At 68.4% G+C, this 17421-nt stretch carries 18 protein-coding genes and 1 pseudogene; 11 read left to right on the top strand and 8 right to left on the bottom strand.

What is annotated here, in order from left to right; all coding sequences use genetic code 11:
• The first annotated feature begins 36 nt into the window (after nt 1–36).
• Nucleotides 37–165: a hypothetical protein gene (locus ABEA82_RS29480; RefSeq protein WP_345664732.1), complete on the top strand. Its 129-nt coding sequence runs from the start codon at nt 37–39 to the stop codon at nt 163–165.
• 88 nt (nt 166–253) lie between these two features.
• On the opposite strand, the gene ABEA82_RS29475 is transcribed toward ABEA82_RS29480, so the two are convergent.
• Together ABEA82_RS29475 and ABEA82_RS29470 are read right to left on the bottom strand one after the other, a co-directional pair.
• Nucleotides 254–832 carry a DUF4352 domain-containing protein gene (locus ABEA82_RS29475; RefSeq protein WP_345664731.1) on the bottom strand — a complete coding sequence of 193 codons (579 nt, stop codon included), beginning with the start codon at nt 830–832 and terminating at the stop codon, nt 254–256.
• 571 nt (nt 833–1403) lie between these two features.
• Nucleotides 1404–2621 carry an MFS transporter gene (locus ABEA82_RS29470; protein WP_345664729.1) on the bottom strand — a complete coding sequence of 406 codons (1218 nt, stop codon included), beginning with the start codon at nt 2619–2621 and terminating at the stop codon, nt 1404–1406.
• A 77-nt stretch (nt 2622–2698) separates the two neighbouring features.
• Between ABEA82_RS29470 and ABEA82_RS29465 the strand changes: the two genes are divergently transcribed.
• Entirely contained in the window at nt 2699–3304 is a 606-nt protein-coding gene (locus tag ABEA82_RS29465; RefSeq protein ID WP_345664728.1) for a TetR/AcrR family transcriptional regulator, read from the top strand.
• Between the two features lie 202 nt (nt 3305–3506).
• Entirely contained in the window at nt 3507–3674 is a 168-nt protein-coding gene (locus ABEA82_RS29460; RefSeq protein ID WP_345665006.1) for a hypothetical protein, read from the top strand.
• Between the two features lie 26 nt (nt 3675–3700).
• Here ABEA82_RS29460 and ABEA82_RS29455 read toward each other — a convergent pair whose 3' ends face one another.
• From ABEA82_RS29455 to ABEA82_RS29445, 3 genes and pseudogenes are all read right to left on the bottom strand, one after another.
• Nucleotides 3701–4171: a DUF6098 family protein gene (locus ABEA82_RS29455; RefSeq protein WP_345664727.1), complete on the bottom strand. Its 471-nt coding sequence runs from the start codon at nt 4169–4171 to the stop codon at nt 3701–3703.
• A gap of 28 nt (nt 4172–4199) precedes the next feature.
• Entirely contained in the window at nt 4200–4427 is a 228-nt protein-coding gene (locus ABEA82_RS29450) for a DUF5133 domain-containing protein (RefSeq protein WP_345664726.1), read from the bottom strand.
• Nucleotides 4428–4551: 124 nt separating this feature from the next.
• Nucleotides 4552–4872 (bottom strand): annotated as a pseudogene (locus tag ABEA82_RS29445) (CBS domain-containing protein); the annotation flags it as partial.
• Between the two features lie 474 nt (nt 4873–5346).
• Between ABEA82_RS29445 and ABEA82_RS29440 the strand changes: the two are divergent.
• Nucleotides 5347–5952, top strand: coding sequence for an iron transporter (locus tag ABEA82_RS29440; protein WP_345664724.1), 606 nt, complete (start codon nt 5347–5349; stop codon nt 5950–5952).
• Nucleotides 5953–6173: 221 nt separating this feature from the next.
• Entirely contained in the window at nt 6174–6581 is a 408-nt protein-coding gene (locus tag ABEA82_RS29435) for a hypothetical protein (protein ID WP_345664723.1), read from the top strand.
• A gap of 255 nt (nt 6582–6836) precedes the next feature.
• On the opposite strand, the gene ABEA82_RS29430 is transcribed toward ABEA82_RS29435, so the two are convergent.
• The gene (locus tag ABEA82_RS29430; protein WP_345664722.1) at nt 6837–7373 is read right to left on the bottom strand and encodes a dihydrofolate reductase family protein; all 537 of its coding nucleotides are present in this window, start codon (nt 7371–7373) and stop codon (nt 6837–6839) included.
• A 46-nt stretch (nt 7374–7419) separates the two neighbouring features.
• Here ABEA82_RS29430 and ABEA82_RS29425 point away from each other — a divergent pair, with 46 nt between their 5' ends.
• The 5 genes from ABEA82_RS29425 to ABEA82_RS29405 all read left to right on the top strand — a co-directional run bounded on the left by ABEA82_RS29425 (nt 7420) and on the right by ABEA82_RS29405 (nt 11673).
• Nucleotides 7420–7914 carry a hypothetical protein gene (locus ABEA82_RS29425; protein ID WP_345664721.1) on the top strand — a complete coding sequence of 165 codons (495 nt, stop codon included), beginning with the start codon at nt 7420–7422 and terminating at the stop codon, nt 7912–7914.
• Between the two features lie 178 nt (nt 7915–8092).
• On the top strand, nt 8093–8743 hold the full coding sequence (locus tag ABEA82_RS29420) for a Tn3 family transposase (protein ID WP_345664720.1): 651 nt from the start codon (nt 8093–8095) through the stop codon (nt 8741–8743).
• Nucleotides 8744–8766: 23 nt separating this feature from the next.
• Nucleotides 8767–9345 carry a TetR/AcrR family transcriptional regulator gene (locus ABEA82_RS29415; RefSeq protein ID WP_345664719.1) on the top strand — a complete coding sequence of 193 codons (579 nt, stop codon included), beginning with the start codon at nt 8767–8769 and terminating at the stop codon, nt 9343–9345.
• Between the two features lie 112 nt (nt 9346–9457).
• Nucleotides 9458–10753, top strand: a complete 1296-nt coding sequence (locus ABEA82_RS29410; RefSeq protein WP_345664718.1) for a hypothetical protein — start codon at nt 9458–9460, stop codon at nt 10751–10753.
• 38 nt (nt 10754–10791) lie between these two features.
• Nucleotides 10792–11673: an alpha/beta fold hydrolase gene (locus tag ABEA82_RS29405; protein ID WP_345664717.1), complete on the top strand. Its 882-nt coding sequence runs from the start codon at nt 10792–10794 to the stop codon at nt 11671–11673.
• Between the two features lie 420 nt (nt 11674–12093).
• On the opposite strand, the gene ABEA82_RS29400 is transcribed toward ABEA82_RS29405, so the two are convergent.
• Together ABEA82_RS29400 and ABEA82_RS29395 are read right to left on the bottom strand one after the other, a co-directional pair.
• Nucleotides 12094–13059, bottom strand: coding sequence for a glycoside hydrolase family 6 protein (locus ABEA82_RS29400; RefSeq protein WP_345664716.1), 966 nt, complete (start codon nt 13057–13059; stop codon nt 12094–12096).
• A 95-nt stretch (nt 13060–13154) separates the two neighbouring features.
• The gene (locus tag ABEA82_RS29395; RefSeq protein WP_345664715.1) at nt 13155–15200 is read right to left on the bottom strand and encodes a glycoside hydrolase; all 2046 of its coding nucleotides are present in this window, start codon (nt 15198–15200) and stop codon (nt 13155–13157) included.
• A gap of 549 nt (nt 15201–15749) precedes the next feature.
• On the opposite strand from ABEA82_RS29395, the gene ABEA82_RS29390 reads away from it, so the two are divergent.
• A complete protein-coding gene (locus ABEA82_RS29390; protein WP_345664714.1) occupies nt 15750–17396 on the top strand; it encodes a glycoside hydrolase family 27 protein in 1647 nt (548 codons plus the stop codon).
• Nucleotides 17397–17421 lie beyond the last annotated feature (25 nt).

Raw genomic sequence — 17421 nt, 5'->3', positions numbered from 1 at the left:
ACGCGCGAGGCCCTCGCCGCCGACCTGATCGCCACCATGCTCCGCAACGGCGCCATCGTCCTGCGCGACCAACGCCTGCACGCAGCCGCCGAACACAACCTGGTCGCACCACGATCCCTGCGCACGCCCTACTCCCGAGCCTGGCCGGCGGAGGAGCCACGCTGACGCGCTGCGCAGACGGCCGGCGAGTCGCCCGCCGCCCGCGCGGCCCGGGTAACCTTCGGCGCTCCCGCGGTCTCCGCAGGGGCAGCTGTCAGGTCTTCGGGATCGCCCATTCTGTCGGATCACCGCCTTCCGGCTGGTGCACCAGCCGTTCCGGCCTCTTCTTGCTGTCCACCGGGAAGGCGATCAGCCCAGCCGCGCAGCGTCCCGACAAAACCCTCTTGCCCATCGGAAACTCAGGCTTAGGCATGTCGCCGCCCGAGGACCCCGTCACCTCCACGCTCGTGCCGTCCTCGTAGGCCAGCGACCACGGGAACTGACTGACCTCGACGTCCCCCTTGACGGTGCAGACCTTGACGTTGACGGTGGCCCACGTGTCGCCGCCCTGGAAGTCCTGCGGTTTCTGCGGCTGTGGTCCCTTGTACGGCTGCTGGTACTCCAGCGCTTGGACGGTGATGTGCACGCCGCTTTCGGCGTCGTCGACGTCCTTCTTGGCTCCCATCTTCAGGACGTCGTCGTCCGGGTTCGTGGCGGCCTTCGCGCGGGACGAGGCGCTGACGGTCTTCGTGACGGTCACGGTCGGTGCGGGCTTGGCGCTGTCACTGCTACTGCATGCCGTGACTGCCCCGCCGAGCACAACGGCTGCGGCGACGGCTGTACTGGTACGCATGATCCCCCCCCTGTGCGTTCGTCCTGAGAGGATCATCATGCGTTGCGTGAAGGCCGCAGGTTCCTTGTGTGGCCAGGTTGTGATCCTGGGCTGAGGTGAGTCGTTAGTGTGTGCGACAACGTCCTGTGAGCTGGTGAAGAATGTGGCCCTAGCCATCCGGAGGGCTAGGTCCAAGCCCCGCCGGGCCTCAACGCCGCGACCCTCTACGCCTGCTCACTGCTGCAACCCCACCTCGCCACCCCACGGGGTTGCCTCCTCGAAGCCTCACACCGGCTCCGCCTCCTGCTTCGCCCCCCGGCCCTCGGGCGATCGGGGCCGGATGATGCGCCGGCTCGGTACACCCCGCGCCAGTACTCGAGAGCAGGCACAATGCGCGGGCCGACCACAGTTGCGGCGAGGTCGGAGGCAAGCCGGGTCATAGCGTGCACGACGTCGACGAACGGCGTGTCGAGCGGGGCCTGCGCCACTCGGCCCGCCGCTAGGGCCGTTTAGAATGTTGATTTTGGAAGCACGGACTGCCCGGGCACCGGAGGTCCTTCTCTGGTGCCCGGGCAGCCCGAGTGGATCTCGGTTATTGCAGGGCGTTGTTGCTACGGGCGGTCCAGATCGCCAGGGAGGCCAGCAAGGCGCAGACGCCACCGAGCCAGAGAACGCCCTGGAGCGTGAGTGCGTCGACGATGATGCCGCCGGCCAGCGCGCCAAAACCGATGGACAGGTTGAACACCGCCACCCACAGCGAAGAGGCCGCTTCCACAGCCTGCGGAGCGGCCTTGATCATCCAAGTCTGGAGGCCCACGGACACACCACCGAAGGCCAGGCCCCAGACGATTAGCAGGATGGCGCCGCCGATCGCGGTCTGACTCAGCAGCAGGAAGAGGGGCATCGCGGCCGTCATGGCTACTGCGATGGTCAGCATGCTGCGGTGCACGCGGCGGGAAAGCGCCGAACCGGCGACGAAGTTGCCGATCATGCCAGCCGCACCGAACCCGAACAGCAGCGGACCGACATAGCGCTCGTCGATCCCCGACAGCTTCTGCAGCGCAGGGCTCACGAACGTGTAAGCGGCGAAGTGTCCGAACACGAGGAGCAGCGTCGCGATGATGCCGACGCGCACGCCTGGGTTGCGGAGCTGCTCCATAAGTAGCTTGGGCCGGATGGCCTGGGAGGCGACCAGCCTCGGAAGTACCGCCAGCAGGGCGATCAGGGTCACGAGCGCCAGGGCGCTGAGCGAGGAGAAGGCAATGCGCCAGCCGGTCAGGTCACCGACCAGGGTGCCGAGCGGGACACCGAACACGTTCGCGGCTCCGACGCCGCCGAAGATGACCGCGGTGGCGCGAGGCACGTCCGCGGGGGCGACGAGCCGAACCGCCAGGCCGGCGGCGACCGCCCAGAAACCGCCGATCGCTATGCCGACCAGCACCCGGGAGCCCACCAATACCGCGAAGTTCGGCGCCAGGGCGGAGCCCAGGTTCGCGACGGTCATCAGGGCCATCAGTCCGAGCAGCAGAATGCGGCGGTCAAGCGACCCGACGATCATCGGGACCAGCGGTGCCGCGAACCCGGCGACGATGCTGGGCACCGTCACCATCAGTCCTGCCGTCCCCTCGGAGACCGACAGCGCGGACCCCACGGAGGTCAGCAGACCGATCGGAAGTTGCTCGGCGGTCACCAGCAGGAAGGTACTCAGAGTCACTACGGACACCGCCAGCCAGCGACTCTTATCCAGGGTCCCTGGTTCCTGTGTCTGGGTGGGGGTCTGTTCTGCGGTCGTCAACGGATCCTCCTCCACACATTCGGGAGCGATCGCTCCCGTATCGGGACCCTAGTATGGGAGCGAACGCTCCACAAGTTGGGTAAGGTGAACTCATGGCACGCCCTCGACAGTTCGACGAGCAGAACGCGGTCACCTCGGCGACCGAGCTGTTCTGGCGGCGCGGTTATCACGCCACTTCGGTGCGTGATCTCGGAGACGAGCTGAAGCTCACGCCCAGCAGCCTGTACCGGACGTTCACGGACAAGCACACGCTCTTTCTGCGCGCGCTCGACCACTACCGGGCCACCGAGTCAACGCAGGCCCGCCAGCGTCTGGATGCGAGTGACCGCCCGGTTCGTGAGGTGCTGCGGGAATGGATGCTGTGGCTGGTGACCTGCCCGGCCGACGGCACGACCGGCCGCGGTTGCTTCGTGGTCAACACCGCCACCGAACTCGGCACCACTGACGACCAGGTCCATGAGCGGACCGAGGCTGCGTTCACGGTCACCCGGCAGGCCCTGCATGCGGTGCTGGCCGAGGGGCGGGAGCGAGGCGAGCTGTCCGCCGACCTCGACATCGACGGAGCCGTGGAATTGCTGTTCACGACGGTGCTCGGCCTACGGGTACGAGAGCGCGCTGGCCACGATCTGGAGCGCCTGACCGCCGCGATCGATCTCGCGATCCGAGCCCTAGGAGCCGCACCCACGCAACCCGCCTGACGGCAACGGGAGATGCGAGGGTCAGTTCGGAGTGTTGATCACCGCCGGTGCAGCATCTCCCGGTGAGCCGTGGAGACCTGACAGACCAGCAGTGGGGGCGCCTGAACCCGCTGCTGCCGCCGGTACCGTCGATGGGACGCCCGCCCAGGGACCGCCGCCAGTTGTTCAACGCGATCTGGTGGCGGGCCAGGACCGGCTCACCGTGGCGGGACATCCCCACTTCGACACGGAACGCTACAAGGCCCGACACAAGGTCGAGTGCCGGATCGGACTGTTGCAGCAAGCCCGAGGTGTAGCGACGCGCTACGACAAGCTCGCCTGCCGATACGAGGCCACCATCCCGGCCACCTTGATACGCCAGTACCTGTGAGCGACCGAACACATCTCAAACAGGCCCTAGGGCTGAGGGGCTTCCGCGGTAGGTTCGTCCCGGTCGAGTGTGCCCCAGGGCCCGGGCTGTTCGGTGATGATGCGGCAGGCGTCGGTGATGACCTGGTCGGCGATCCAGCCGAGGGGTTCGATCTCCGTCACCAGGGGTTCGTTGTCCGGTCCGCGGGCCGTCTCGCAGCCGTGCAGGACCCAAGGTCGGGTGCGGGCGTCCTTGGTGTGCGGGAGGTGGCAGTAGTCGTACAGTCGGCGGGCGACCCAGACTCGCACGGGCCGCTCGCCCCACCAGTCCTCGAGATCCAGCGGGCTGGCCGACAGGCCCGGCAGCTTGATCCCGGTCAGATCATCCGTACTGCTCGTCTTCGGCAGGTCGCTCTCCGGCCCGCGGGACCAGCGCACGTAGAGGCCGCGGCGGTGGGTGATGAGCTGGGTCAGCTCATCGAGGCTGCTGAACGTCGGCAGGTCGACGGTCGTGGTCATGGTGCTTGTGTACCGATTCCGGGGGCGGTCAGGTGGTCAGGAGGGAGTCGTCTTCGGTACGGGCCCCGGGCAGCCGGTGGCGGGCGGCGACGAGGGCGGCGTCGACATCACGGGTCCCGGTCGACACGCACAGCGTGTAAGCGACGTCTTCCATACGCCGGCGCGCTTCCGGGGTGCCGTTTTCGGCGTGCAGGACGCGCAGCGTCTCGTACTGCTCGATGAGGTTCGTCAGCACGACGGGGTGTGCCAAAAGCATGGGAGGCCTCCCTCGTCACCATTGCTCACATGGGTCATACGCCCCCCGTGTGCCCAGGGGCGCGGACGCCAATCCGGTGCGTTCCCATACCGGCGGCCAAGAGGTCCGGGGGCCGGCGTTCGGTTCAGTCGGTGGACAGAGCCTGGAGCAGGTCGCCGAGCTCGGGATCGGGCAGGGAGCGGGCGACATCGGCCTGGGTGACCATGCCGACCAGATCATGCCCGTCGATCACCGGCAGACGGCGCACCTTGTGTTCCGTCATGGTGCGCAGGTTCTCCTCCACGTCGTCGTCGGCGCGGATGGGCACGGCCTTACCCTGGGCCAGCTCGCCGACCGGGCAGGGCGCGGGATCCTTGCCCGCGCCGAGAACCTTCACGACGACATCCCGGTCGGTCAGCACGCCCATGAGCTTGTTGTCCGTGCCGCAGATCGGCAAGGCACCGAGGTGATCTTGCTGCCTTCGGTGTGACCTCGAAGGCGATGGCACCGCCCGGCGCGGAGCTCCGGGAGAGCTCGCCGGTGTCGTCGGCCGCCCGAACCGCGATCACTCCCGACTTACCGTCGCCGTTGCCGTCGGCCTGCTGGGTGCAGGCGGTCAGAAGGGCGAGGGGGGTCGCGGCGAGCAGGGTCAGGCTCGCGGGGTAGGGGCGGGGCGGGGGTAGAGGTCACGACAGGCTCCTGCGTCGATGCGGGGAGGGGGAGGCGCGCAGTTCAGGTAAGGCGTCTCCGCTGTCCAGATGCTGAACATCACACCACCGGCGTCCGGCCCAAACGCGCCTTCAACTCCCTTGCGCTGTATGGGATTGCGGCTTGACGTGACCGATATAACCAAGTGTGTCTGCATTGCGAGATAACTTGACGGGCTCACGGCGAGTTCTTAGGTTCGGCTTACCTTACCTCTGACCGAAAGATTTCGGCCATGCCCAAGTCCATGCTGCCCTCACTCCCTCTGGCCGTTCCGCTTGCTCTCTCCCTGACGGGCTGCGGTGGCACCGACCAATCCGACACGGCGCCCGTCAAGGCTCAGACGAAGGAGGCCGCTCCGGCCGGTGTGGCGCACCAGCACACTGTGCTCGAAGCGGAAATCGCGGCCCGGGGCGGGGAGAGGAAGGTGGGCGAGTACCGCGTCGGCTACATCGTCGAAGCCGCCGAGCCGTGGTTCCAGTCCGAGCACGGCGCTCACGGGAAGCTGGTCAACCGTGTGCCGGCCAAGAATGAGACGCACCACATCGAGATCATTCCGATGGAGGCCGAGACCGGCCGCATCGTGCCGAACGCTCCGATCGAGCTTGAGGTCGTGGACGCCAAGGGCAAGGTCGTCCAGGCGCAGAGCCTGAACTTCTACCGCGCCGAGTTCTTCCACTACGCCAACAACTTCTCCGTCCACACGGCCGGCAAGTACACCCTGCGGGCCACGCTGCAGCCGCCGACCTTCCTGCGGCACGGCGCCAGCGGCGAGAAGCCGGCGCTGAGCGAGACGGTCACCGCCGCGTTCGCGGGCGTCGAACTGAAGCCAGAGAGCTGACGGCGACCGTGATGTCCGACAGACCCGTGACCGCTGCGATTTCCCCACGTGCCCGGGGACCTGAACAGTCGTCGGCCGCCACCCGCCGGCCCTCCCAGCACTCCGAGGCTGGGCACACGCCGCTGGGGGCTCTCGTCGCGGCGGGCCTCCTGAGCTGTGGCGCCCTGGCCGCGGTGTGCTGGATGTCCGGTCATCTCCATGCCGATTCGACGCTGCAGACCGTGGCCCGCTTCATGCATGTCGCGGCCCTCGTCGTCGGGCTGGGCGCCGTTCTCGCCGTGGACTGGTTCGCCGTCCTGTGGCTGCTGGGACGGCGTCGCCTGGCCGACATCCTGAACACCGCCTGCACACTGCAGGTCCCGATCTGGCTCGGGCTGGCGGGGCTGGTGGCCAGCGGCGTGTTCCTCCACCCCGATCTGGCTTCCCCGCTGACCCGGATCAAACTCGGACTCGTCCTGGTCATCACCATCAACGGCCTGTACGCCCACCGCCTCGGCCAGCGCCTCGACCGGTACCGGGACGAGCCGGTGCCCCGCAGCCTCCTCGTCCCATCGGGCGCCGCCGCCACTGTCAGCCAGCTCGGCTGGTGGGGCGCCAGCCTCATCGGCTTCCTCAACAGCCACACCTAGCCCGCCGCACAAGGAGACCGTGAGGACGAGGGACGCCTGCTGACGGCTTGATGGCGGCCCGCCAGTGCTCAGACCCCGGCATATTCGGGAGGGTGTTCAGCGGCCCGGGGAGTCCCCGCTAGCTCGAACCGGCTGCGGCTCTGACTCCGAGCCAGGCTGGCCCGCTGCCGCCAGGTCGCTGAACTGCGGACGTCCCATTGCGACGGGCTTCCATGTCCGAGACAAGCGCAAGACAGTGGGGGCCAGCGACCGTGCCTACTTGCGCACGTGGAAGCGCAGCATGGTGACCCCGCCCGACTGGACGTTGCTGAACGGTTCCAGGTCGATCCGGTCGAGGCCCGGCGGCGCGAAGCGGACGCCGTCGCCGAGCAGTACCGGCAGCACATACACCAGGATCTCGTCGACAAGGCCGCGCTGCAGGCACTGGGCGGCCACGTCGGCGCCGAGGATCTCCAGGTTCTTGTCGCCGGCGGCGCGGCGTGCCGTGGCCACGGCTTCCTCGATGTCGCCGCTGAGGAAGGTGACGTTGGGGTCCGGCTCGTCGGGCGGGCGGTGGGTGAGGACGAACTGCGCTCCGCCGTCGTAGTCGGTGTTTTCGTCGGACATGCGCTTGCCGACCTCGTACGTGCCCCGGCCGATGAGCATGGCGCCCGTGGCCGCCATGACCTCCGGGAACGTCGCCGCCGTCATGTGCTCGAAGATCCAGTCCATCGTGTGGCCGGGACCGGCGATGTACCCATCCAGGGACATCACCCTGTTCACGACCACTTTGCCGGTGCTCGCATCCGTCATGGGTCTTCTCCAAGCAGGTGGAGGGCCGGGATCGCATCATAGGTCGGTGAGCAACATCTTCTCCGGCGGTGGCCACGACCTGGACCTGTCCAATGGCGCCACCGCGGTGTTCATCGACGTGCTGATGCTGGCCGTGTCCGATCTCGCCTCCGAGGACTGGGACTTCCGCTTCGCGGCGCTGCTGACCCTCCAGGACCAGAACGTCATGGGGCGCGGTGCCGTCGGGTTCGACCTGGCGGAGTTCGACTGGGGTGCGACGGAACGGGAAGGCGCCCGCGCGAAGGACTTCGTGCTGCGTGCCACAGCACTCGCGGCGAGCGGACATCGCTGGAGCGAGCTTGGCTACCACCCGCCCCGCGTGCATGACTACCTGCACCGCTTCACAACCATGGTGGAGTCCTGCACCCCGCCCGCCGACAGCAGCGCCGCACGCGGCTTCCCCGGCCCGGACGAGGCCGCGATGGCCTCGTGCGTGCGCCACCGCGTCCTCAGCGCGCTCCCGCTCTGGGACGGCTGCTTCCTCTGCAATCGGCCGCACTAATAGGGCGTTTTCCTGCGGATCTTCACCGCTCTTGTCCGGCCCGGCTGCGGTGAACGTATGACGACGATCCTGCGGCACCCTCGGCCGCTCCCTCGCCCAGGTATTACGGCTACGAACTAGGCTCTGACCTGGCTAAACGCAGCTCAATGACCAGGTCGCGGGGATCGGCGCGACGGTCGTGCGCGGCACCCCGCACGACGGCCTGTACACGCTGGACACCCTGAACCTCGACGGCGGGGTGAAGCCGGAACTGATGGCGACCGACAACGCCTCGCACTCCGACATGGCGTTCGGTCTCTACAAGATGCTCGGCTTCCCCTTCGCCCCGCGCTTCCGCGACCTTGCCGACCAGCGGTTCTGGCGGACCGACCTGCCCGGCGGCGAGGTGCCGGCCGGCATACGGGCCACCGGAGGCCATCGCCCGCAACAAGGTCAACCCGAAGCGCATCGAGACACACTGGCCGGACACCGGGTCGCCGGATCGCTGATCACCAACCAGGTCCGCGCCGCCGACCTGCTGCGGATGCTCGGACGCGAGGGACATCCTGCCCCGCCGGGGCAGGCGTTCGCCGCGTACGGCCGGATCGACAAGACTATGCACCTACTCGCGGATCGGTTGACCGGTCTGGGTCTGGTCCTCAACGCCGTCGTCCTGCGCAACACCCGTTACCTCGACGTCGCCGTCGCGCAGCTCCGCGTGGAGGGCCCCGGGGCCTGCGCCCGTTGCGCGACCCGGACGCCGCCGAGGGCGCCGATGACGAGTACCCGTGAGGCCGGCCTGCAAGTCAGCGCATGGTCAGACCCCAGCCCCCCTTTCTTGAGCAATTGATCCAGATAGTTTACGGTGGAGCCATGGCGAGGACCCGGGAGTTCGACACTGAGGCGGCGGTGAGCCGCGCCATGGAACTGTTCTGGATGCGTGGCTACGAGGCCACTTCGGTACGCGACCTGACCCAGCGCCTGGGGATCGGGCAGGGATCCTTGTATGCCGCGTTCGGCGACAAGGAGGGCCTGTACCGAGCGGCGCTGGAGCACTACCGCACCACCCTCGCGGCGGCCGCCCTGCGCAGCCTGGAGGAGGGGGTGGACGCCCGCTCCGCGATCCGTACGATGCTGGTCGAGCGGGTCCGGATCGCCGTGGAAGACGACGGCCGGGGCTGCCTGGCAGTCAATGCCGCCTGCGAGCGCCTGCCCAAGAGTGCGGCGATCCGGCGCACCGTGCGGGACATGCAGGACGCCAGTCGGGACGCGCTCGCCGAGGTGCTGCGGGTCGCGGTGGAGCGGGGCGAGATCGCGGCGCAGTACGACCCGCACACGCTGGCCGCTTACCTCGTCACGTTCCTCAACGGACTGCTGGTCTCCTCGAAGATCACCCCGGATGCCCACGCCCTCGAACCCCTCGTGGAGGTCGCGCTGGCCGCCCTCGGCTGACTTTTTCATGCCCGCAAACTGTATCGGACGATCCAGAAAAGAGGTCGGAGGCCGCTCAGCCGCGGGATCCGGCGACATCCACCCCTGCTTCATCTACGACTTCGGAGGACCCATGCCCCCCGCGCCCGCCCCGAGCACACCCGCTCTTGGTGCCAGCCGTTGGAACACCTTCCCCGCGGCCGGCACCACCCTGACAGCCCGCGATTTCTTCACCGCCAGCGAGCCGCTGCTGCAGGGCATCATCGATGACAACGCCCTCACCAGCGCCGACGGCGAGGTGCTGGAGGATCAGATTCGCGCGACACTCGCTCTCGGAACCCGGGAGACCTCCCTGCCGCTGGCCATCGGCCCGGACAGCGCCCCGGCAGCGCGTGAACTGGGCGCACAGGCCGAGACCATCGGCCGGGAGCTCGCCTCCTGGGCCGCCTCAACCCTGGAGAGGCTGCTCACCGACCGGATAGCGCTGCCCGCGGGGCCGCTCCTCGTGCGCAGCCACTGCTACGGCCACCTGCTCACCCCTCGCGCGGCCGATCTGCTCCGCGGCCGACGTGGCGGACCCGTCACCATGCAGCTCTACAACGAGTGGCTGCACCAGATCGTCCTGCTGCGCGACGCCCTGCTGCCCTTCACCAACTGGCAGGACGTTCCGCTCCTGATCACTCCGACCGGACTGCGGCACACCGAACCGGCCCGCGACGCGTTCCTCACCGAACTCCTGGTCCGCCAGATCCGGCACACCAGCATCGTGGACTTCGCCCGCCACGTCGTCACCGGCACCTCCGGCCCGGTCGGCTACGGCTTCGAGGCCGGCGGCGGCACCGCCCTGCCCGCCGTCCTCGACCAGCCACCCCTGACCGCCCCCCGGCACCTGCTGACCTGGCGCACCCACCCGGCCGCCGAAGACACCGTCATGTATGTCGCCGAGGTGCAGGACTACTACGCCGCCCCCCGCACCCTCGTCGAGGACCTGCCGACCGCCAACACCGCATCGGGGCCGTTCGCCGCCCGTACCGTCACCGGGCCGGTCGCCGACGGGACCCGCACCGCCCGTATCGAGGTCACCCACGACGGCACCACCGCCCACGTCGACCTCGGCCAGGCCCTGCGCGGCCACCGCTTCGCCCACCGGCCGGGCCCCGCCGCAGGTGACGCCCCCTCCGATGCCGCGCCCCGCACCGCAGCTGTGTGGTCCGCACTGCGTGCACCGGCACTGGTGTGGACGCAAGCAGGCGACGTCACCCTGGACGCCACCGGCCAGGACGACCTCGTCGTACTGGCCCTGCTCGGCCGGCTCTACCCGGAGAACGTCACCCTGCGCCCGGCCGGCCGTTCCGCTGCCCGGACAACCTCGGACGGCACCGGGCCGAGCCGCCTGGTGACCCTCGTCGACCCTCCGCAAGCCCACTGACACCCGCATCGCGAAGTACACCAGGAAGGTTGCAAAACATGATGTTCGACCATGACGGAACGTCCGTCCGCACGGGCCGAGCCGCCGTCAACGGAACGAGTCTGCACTACCGCACAGCAGGGTCCGGTCCCGCGGTGGTGCTCCTGCACGGCGTACCCAAGACCAGCTACCACTGGCGCCACCTCGTCCCGAAGCTGACCCCGCACCACACCGTCGTCGTCCCGGACCTTCGCGGTCTCGGCGACTCCGCCCGCCCCCCGGACGGCTATGACTCCGCGACGATGAGCGACGACATCGCCGAGCTGATGACCCACCTCGGACACGAGACATACGCCGTGGCGGGCGAGGACTGGGGGGCGGTGATCGGCTACCAGCTCGCCGCCCGCCACCGCGACCACGTCACCGCTCTCGTGTTCGCCGAGGCCCTGTTCCCCGGATTCGGCTTCGAGGACCATACGGCCCTCACCCCCGAGAACGTCTCCAGCGGCATGCACCTGTGGCATCTGGGCTTCTACTTCCAGCCGGACATCCCCGAGATGCTGATCGCCGGACACGAGCGCGAGCTGATCACCTACATGATCAAGTTCGAGCGCAGCCACCCCGACAGCGCCACCTCGGACGCGGTCGAAGAATACGTGCGCTGCTACTCCATGCCCGGCGGCATCCGCGCGATGCTCTCGATCTACCGGGCCATGCTCGTCGACGCCGAACAGAATCGGCAGGCCGCACAGAAGAAGCTGGACATCCCGGTCCTGGCGCTCGGCGGATCCGCGTTCATCGGCGACCGCAACGAGTCCCAGATGCGGCTCATGGCCCACGACGTCGCCGGACACACCTTCGATGCCGGCCACGACCTGGCGGAGGAAGTGCCCGACGAGATGGCCGACGTCGTCCTGCCGTTCCTGGCCGCGCACCTGTAGCCAACACCAAGCCATCAAGGCTGGCGAGCTGAAGCGGCCCGGCAGGGCGGAAGGCCTCGTGGCCGAAACGAACGATTGACCTCCCGGAGCCGCCCGGCTGTCCCGAACTCCTCGTGGCCGAGCCGCTCGTCCGCACGGAGATCAAGATCGGGTACGCCCGGGCGCCGAGCAGGGGACAGAAGCTCGACCGCCGCCAGCTCGACCTGCAAGATTCACCGCCGCCTACAGCAAGCGCTGGATAGCCGGCAGCGAGACCATTGGCGACGTGCAGTTCGGCTACGAGATCACCTCGTCGGCCAGCGGACTGAACTTCAACACCAACGACCTGACCATCAGTGGAGCCTGATCCGACCGCAGGGCCGAGGTCGGTACGCGTCTTTCTCAGGCGCGGTCGGCCTCGGCCCGCAGAACGGCCTCGGATCAGTAGCCGTAGATCATCTTGTAGGCGACCTCCGGGAGGAACTGTCCTGCCGAGGAGCCGGTTCCCACGCCGCAGTTGCCGTCGGACTCGCCCGGAACCTTGATCCACAAGAGCATCTCGGCGCCTCCGCCCAGCCGGGTGGGGGTGCCGATTCGGCGGCCTGAAGGGTTGCACCACTGGCCGTTGGAGCCGTTGCCGTTGCGGCTGGTGTCCACGACGAACGGCTTCGTATAGCCGTACCGGGCGCTGAGTTCCCTGTTGACGGCGTCGCCGTACGCGGTGTTCTCGCTCGTGGTCAGGTAGTTGGAGACGTTGAGCGAGAAACCGTGGGCCTGTCGGACACCCGCTTCGTGGAGGCGCCGGGCCATGGTCGCCGCGCTCGCCCAGGCCGGGTTGCCGGCGTCGAGGTAGACCCAGGTGTTGGGAGCCTGACGGTTGAACTCGGCGAGCGCTCCGGTCAGCATGCTCTCGCGTTCGTCTATCTGGGCCTGGTTCATGCAGCCGTAGTCCCCGAGGGAGTCCGGTTCGAGGATGACGACGGCCGGGCGGCCGGCGATTCCGCCCGCGAACTGGGCGATCCAGTTCGCGTAGGCGGACGGCGAGGAGGCTCCGCCCGCGGAGTGCCCGCCGCAGTAGTCGCGGTTGTAGATGTTGTAGGCGACGAGGATGGGCAACTTGTCCCGGGCGTCCGCAGCGCCCGCGTACGCGCCGGTGGCGGTGCCGATGGTGCCGCTCCAGGAGCCGAACCAGCGGGCCGTCGGGGTGTTGGCGATGGAGGCGTTGATCGAGGACGCCCGGCCGTCACCGGGGTTGGCGGCGACCCACCGCTTCGCACTGGAGTCGGGGTCCACGTAGAACCCGTTGGTCATGCTCGTCGGGTCGGCCGCGTGGGCGGTCGGGGCGGCGGCGAGCGCCAGTGGCAGTGAGCAGAGCGCTGCCACCAGGGCGTGGATTCTGCGGCGCATGACGGGTACCTCGGCTTTCTGACAGGGGTGCGTCCGAAGGTCGGCGGCGAGCAGGGGAGCGCTCCCGTCGGAAGCGCTCCCCACGGCAGGGTCGGTCAGCAGGTCGAGTTGGTCTGGGTGAGGAGGCCCAGCCGCCAGGGGAGGAGGTTGTAGTCGCCACTCGCGTTGGGGTTCATGCCCTGGTAGAGGTACTGGAGCCGGCAGGCGGGAATGGTCAGTGTCTGGTCGTAGCCGGCGCGGATCATCTCGCCGTGACTGATGTCCCGGGTCCAGGCGCCCGAGGGGAAGGAGACGTTGCTCGCCCGTGCGAACGGGTTGCTCTCCGATGAGGCCAGGGGTGACCAGGAACCGGCCAGGCTGCCCGAGGTCCAGGACCGGAAGTAGCGCCGCCCGTCCGATCCGATGGCCTCGACGAGTAACAGGTACTGGTTACTGCCCTGCACCTTGTAGACGTTGCTCGCTTCGAACATGGCGTACTTGGAGTCCTGTGCCGCGATGACGGTGTTGGTGAAGCCGTTCGGGAACTGCCCGACGGTCGTCTGCGAGCGGTAGAGGTGACCGTTGTCGTCGGACGAGAACAGGTAGCAGTTGGCGCTGTCGCAGATCACCCACATGTCGACCCAGTAGCCGTTGCCGATGTTCTGCTTGATGATGTCCGGCATCGACGAGTAGAAGTTGCGCGGTGCGCTCCAGCCGTTGGGGTTGCTGATGTCCGGGTTGGTGGAGTACGAGGCGTTGCCGGTCTGGTAGACGAGGTACCACAGGCGCTGCGGCGCGTAGTAGAAGACCTGCGGCGCGGCCCGGTAGCCGGACCCGATGGCGGTCCGGTCCAAGTAGTGGTGCGTGGCCGAGCCGGCCTGGGACCAGTCGCTGAAGTTCAGGTAGACCAGGTTGTAGCCGGAGGAGCTGGCGGTGCTCGCGAACACGTGGTACTTGCCGTTGTACTGGACGACCGTCGGGTCCTTGATCCCGGCGATGTTGTGGGTCGAGTCCGGCTTCGGCGAGATCAGCGGGCCGCTGGAGCTCCACGAGTAACGGCTGGGCAGAGCGGCGGCGTTGGTGGCGCTGCGTGGGCCGGTGGGCGTGCCGCTGGTGACGGCGGGCGTGCTGCGGGTCGTGGGCGTACCGCCCAGCGTGGTCAGCACCGAGTTGTACGCCGGCTTCTTGTTGCCGTTGCGGTCGAACAGCAGCGGGTTCTCGCCGCTGCGCCAGGAGTCGCTGTCGCGGATGCCCCAGACGGTGATGCCGGTGCAGCGCGCGACGTTCATGCAGGCCCTGACCGTGTTGGCGTAAGCGGTCGGCGACGCCTGCGCGATGTCCAGTTCGGTGATCTGGACGTCTACGCCGAGGGCGGCGAAGTTCGACAGCGTCGTCTGGAAGCTGGCGGGTGGTCCGCCGGCGCCGAAGTGGGACTGGAGGCCGACGCAGTCGATGGGGACACCGCGCGACTTGAAGTCGCGCACCATGCGGTAGACACCCTGGGTCTTGGCGTCGCTCCAGTTCTCGATGTTGTAGTCGTTGTAGCAGAGCTTGGTCGCCGGGTCGGCCGACCGCGCTGTACGGAACGCCTCCTCGATGAAGCCGGTGCCCAGCACGTCCCGGAAGACCGAGCTGCGCATCTGGCCGCTGCCGCCGTCCGCGAAGGCCTCGTTGACCACGTCCCAGGAGTGGATCCGGCCCTTGTAGCGGTTCATCAGGGTGGTGATGTGGTTGTTCATCACGCCGCGCAGTGTGTTCGCGTCCCCGATGGAGCTGACCCAGCCGGGCAGTTGAGAGTGCCAGACCAGGGTGTGGCCGCGCAGGCGCTGGCCGCGGGCCGTCGCACCGTTGACGATCTGGTCGGCGGGGCCGAAGTTGAACGAGCCGCGGGACGGTTCGGTCGTGTCCCACTTCATCTCGTTCTCGGGTGTGACCGAGTTGAACTCGCGGCTCAGAATCGTGGTGTAGGTGCCGTCACCGAGCCTTCCGGCGGCCACGGCCGTTCCGAAGTACCGTCCGGACTGGGCCGCTTGGGCGCCCAGGGTGGAGGCCTTCACGGCGTCGGACGCGCCCATAGCGGTCCCGGGTGTCACCAGGGCGGTCGCGGCCAGCAGGCCGAGGACCGAGGCCCGACGACAGCCGAGCCGTTTCAGCGGGTTCATGGTTCTCCTCGTGGGGTGGGTGGGGGGTCGAACCGCGTGCCGCGGACCGCACCGCCGAGTGCCTCGTGGCGTGATGGAAGGAGAAGGTGCCGGCGCGGCGAAGAAACCGGAGTTGAAGCGGACATGACATATCTGTGCGTGGCGTTCTCCCCGTACGGCGTGGCCGTTGCGTGGTGGCGTTACCCGGAGGTGCCTTGCTTCGTGCGTGTGGAGCGACGACAACGGGTTCGGGATTTCGAACGTGCATCGATTTGTCGGGCACCCTGGATGATAGAAGGCCCGGAAGCCCCGTCAACACTCCTCGCATTATTCGATCTGCATGTCGAAACATTCGCTACGAAGGGAGGAGTCATCGCAGGTCACTTGCACGTATGACTTGAATGCGCCTGGTGTTGACATGTTCGGGCGTCCGTCTACCATCCGTGGCACCGTGAGTTTCGGAATGGCATACGAAATTTCGTGTCTGCTCTTCCTCCCGAGCAGTGTCATGGACGTGACATCGACTCGCGTCCCCCGCCCATCGGCGCTCATACGGCAAAGGAGGCCTTGGTGCCCAGACGATCAGGCGGACGACTGCTCCGCCTCCTCGCGACCACCTTGCTGACGGTCACCGCGACCCTGGCGGGCTCCGCGCACGCCCCTGTCGCGGCCGCGCCGGGAAGCCCGGCGCTCACCCCGCCGCTCGGCTGGAACAGCTGGAACAGCTTCGGGTGCGGGATCACCGAGGCCCAGGTGCGCCAGGCCGCCGACGCCATGGTGTCTTCGGGCATGCGCGACGCCGGCTACCGGTATGTGGTGGTCGACGACTGCTGGTTCGACCCGCAGCGCGACGCGGCGGGCAACCTGCGAGCCAATCCGGCCAAGTTTCCGAGCGGGATGAAAGCGCTCGGGGATTACATCCACGGCAAGGGCCTGAAGTTCGGCATCTACCAGGTGCCGGGCGAACGCACCTGCGCCCAGACCAGCGGCGCCTATCCGGGGTCGACGGGCAGCAGGGGGCACGAGGCCCAGGACGCGGCCACGTTCGCCTCGTGGGGCGTCGACTACCTCAAGTACGACTGGTGCTCCTCCAGCGGCACCCGCGACGAGCAGGTCGCGCGGTTCACGCTGATGCGCGACGCCCTGCGCGCCACCGGGCGGCCGATCGTCTACAGCATCAACCCCAACAGCTTCCACGCCATCACCGGCGACACGTACAACTGGGGCGAGGTCGCCGACCTGTGGCGGACCACCGAGGACCTGCTCGACATCTGGCAGAACGGCAACACCAACAGCTATCCGATGGGCGTGGGCAACGTCCTGGACGTCACCGCGCCGCTGGCGGCACAGTCCGGCCCGGGACACTGGAACGACCCCGACATGCTGGTCGTCGGCCGTCCCGGCCTGTCACTGACCGAGTCCCGCTCCCACTTCGCCCTCTGGGCGCTGCTGGCAGCCCCGCTCATGGCCGGCAACGACATCCGCACGATGTCCGCCGACGTGAGCGCGATTCTTCGCAACCCGCGCCTGCTGGCGGTGAACCAGGATCCGCTGGGCGCCGGCGGACGCAGAGTGCGCGACGACGGCGGCACCGAGGTGTTCGCCAAGCCGCTGTCCGACGGCTCGGTCGCGGTCGGCCTGTTCAACCGGGGAGGCGACACGGCCACGGTCAGCGCCACGGCCGCCCAAGTCGGCCTGTCCGGCGGGCCGTTCACCCTCACCGATCTGTGGACCGGCGGCACGTCCAGCACGTCCGGACAGATCTCGGCGAGCGTCCCCGCGCATGGCGTCGCCGTCTTCCGGGTGAGCGGCGGCAGCCCGCTCGCCGCCACCACCTCCCGGCTGCGCGGCACCGCATCCGGCCGCTGCGTGGACGTGGACAAGGCCTCCACCGCGGCCGGGGCCACGGCACTGCTCTGGGACTGCCACACGGCCGCCAACCAGCTGTGGACCACATGGGCCGGCGGCGAGATCCGCGTCTTCGGCGACAAGTGCCTGGACGCCTACAACCAGGGCACCACCGACGGCACCCGGGTCATCACCTGGCCCTGCAACGGTCAGAACAACCAGAAGTGGACCGTCGGGACCGACGGGTCGATCCGCAACGTCCACGCCGGGCTGTGCCTCGACGTCAACGGGGCCGGCACCGCCGGCGGGACCCCGCTGGTCCTGAGGACCTGCAACGGCCAGGCCAACCAGAAGTGGACCCGCGCGTGAACAACCGCGGCTTCAGCAGAGGAGT

This window comes from Streptomyces venetus (assembly GCF_039540295.1).
Classification (GTDB): Bacteria; Actinomycetota; Actinomycetes; order Streptomycetales; family Streptomycetaceae; genus Streptomyces; species Streptomyces venetus.
Note: the sequence above shows the minus strand (reverse complement) of the source record. Positions and strands in the feature narration are given on the sequence as shown.

Bases quoted from the DNA above. Each gene is read 5' to 3' on its own strand.
- ABEA82_RS29430 (WP_345664722.1), bottom strand. From the start codon at position 7,373: ATGACGGATGCGAGCACCGGCAAAGTGGTCGTGAACAGGGTGATGTCC.
- ABEA82_RS29400 (WP_345664716.1), bottom strand. From the start codon at position 13,059: ATGCGCCGCAGAATCCACGCCCTGGTGGCAGCGCTCTGCTCACTGCCA.
- ABEA82_RS29455 (WP_345664727.1), bottom strand. From the start codon at position 4,171: ATGACCACGACCGTCGACCTGCCGACGTTCAGCAGCCTCGATGAGCTG.
- ABEA82_RS29410 (WP_345664718.1), top strand. From the start codon at position 9,458: ATGCCCCCCGCGCCCGCCCCGAGCACACCCGCTCTTGGTGCCAGCCGT.
- ABEA82_RS29440 (WP_345664724.1), top strand. From the start codon at position 5,347: ATGCCCAAGTCCATGCTGCCCTCACTCCCTCTGGCCGTTCCGCTTGCT.
- ABEA82_RS29475 (WP_345664731.1), bottom strand. From the start codon at position 832: ATGCGTACCAGTACAGCCGTCGCCGCAGCCGTTGTGCTCGGCGGGGCA.
- ABEA82_RS29480 (WP_345664732.1), top strand. From the start codon at position 37: ATGCTCCGCAACGGCGCCATCGTCCTGCGCGACCAACGCCTGCACGCA.
- ABEA82_RS29405 (WP_345664717.1), top strand. From the start codon at position 10,792: ATGATGTTCGACCATGACGGAACGTCCGTCCGCACGGGCCGAGCCGCC.
- ABEA82_RS29450 (WP_345664726.1), bottom strand. From the start codon at position 4,427: ATGCTTTTGGCACACCCCGTCGTGCTGACGAACCTCATCGAGCAGTAC.
- ABEA82_RS29415 (WP_345664719.1), top strand. From the start codon at position 8,767: ATGGCGAGGACCCGGGAGTTCGACACTGAGGCGGCGGTGAGCCGCGCC.
- ABEA82_RS29465 (WP_345664728.1), top strand. From the start codon at position 2,699: ATGGCACGCCCTCGACAGTTCGACGAGCAGAACGCGGTCACCTCGGCG.
- ABEA82_RS29395 (WP_345664715.1), bottom strand. From the start codon at position 15,200: ATGAACCCGCTGAAACGGCTCGGCTGTCGTCGGGCCTCGGTCCTCGGC.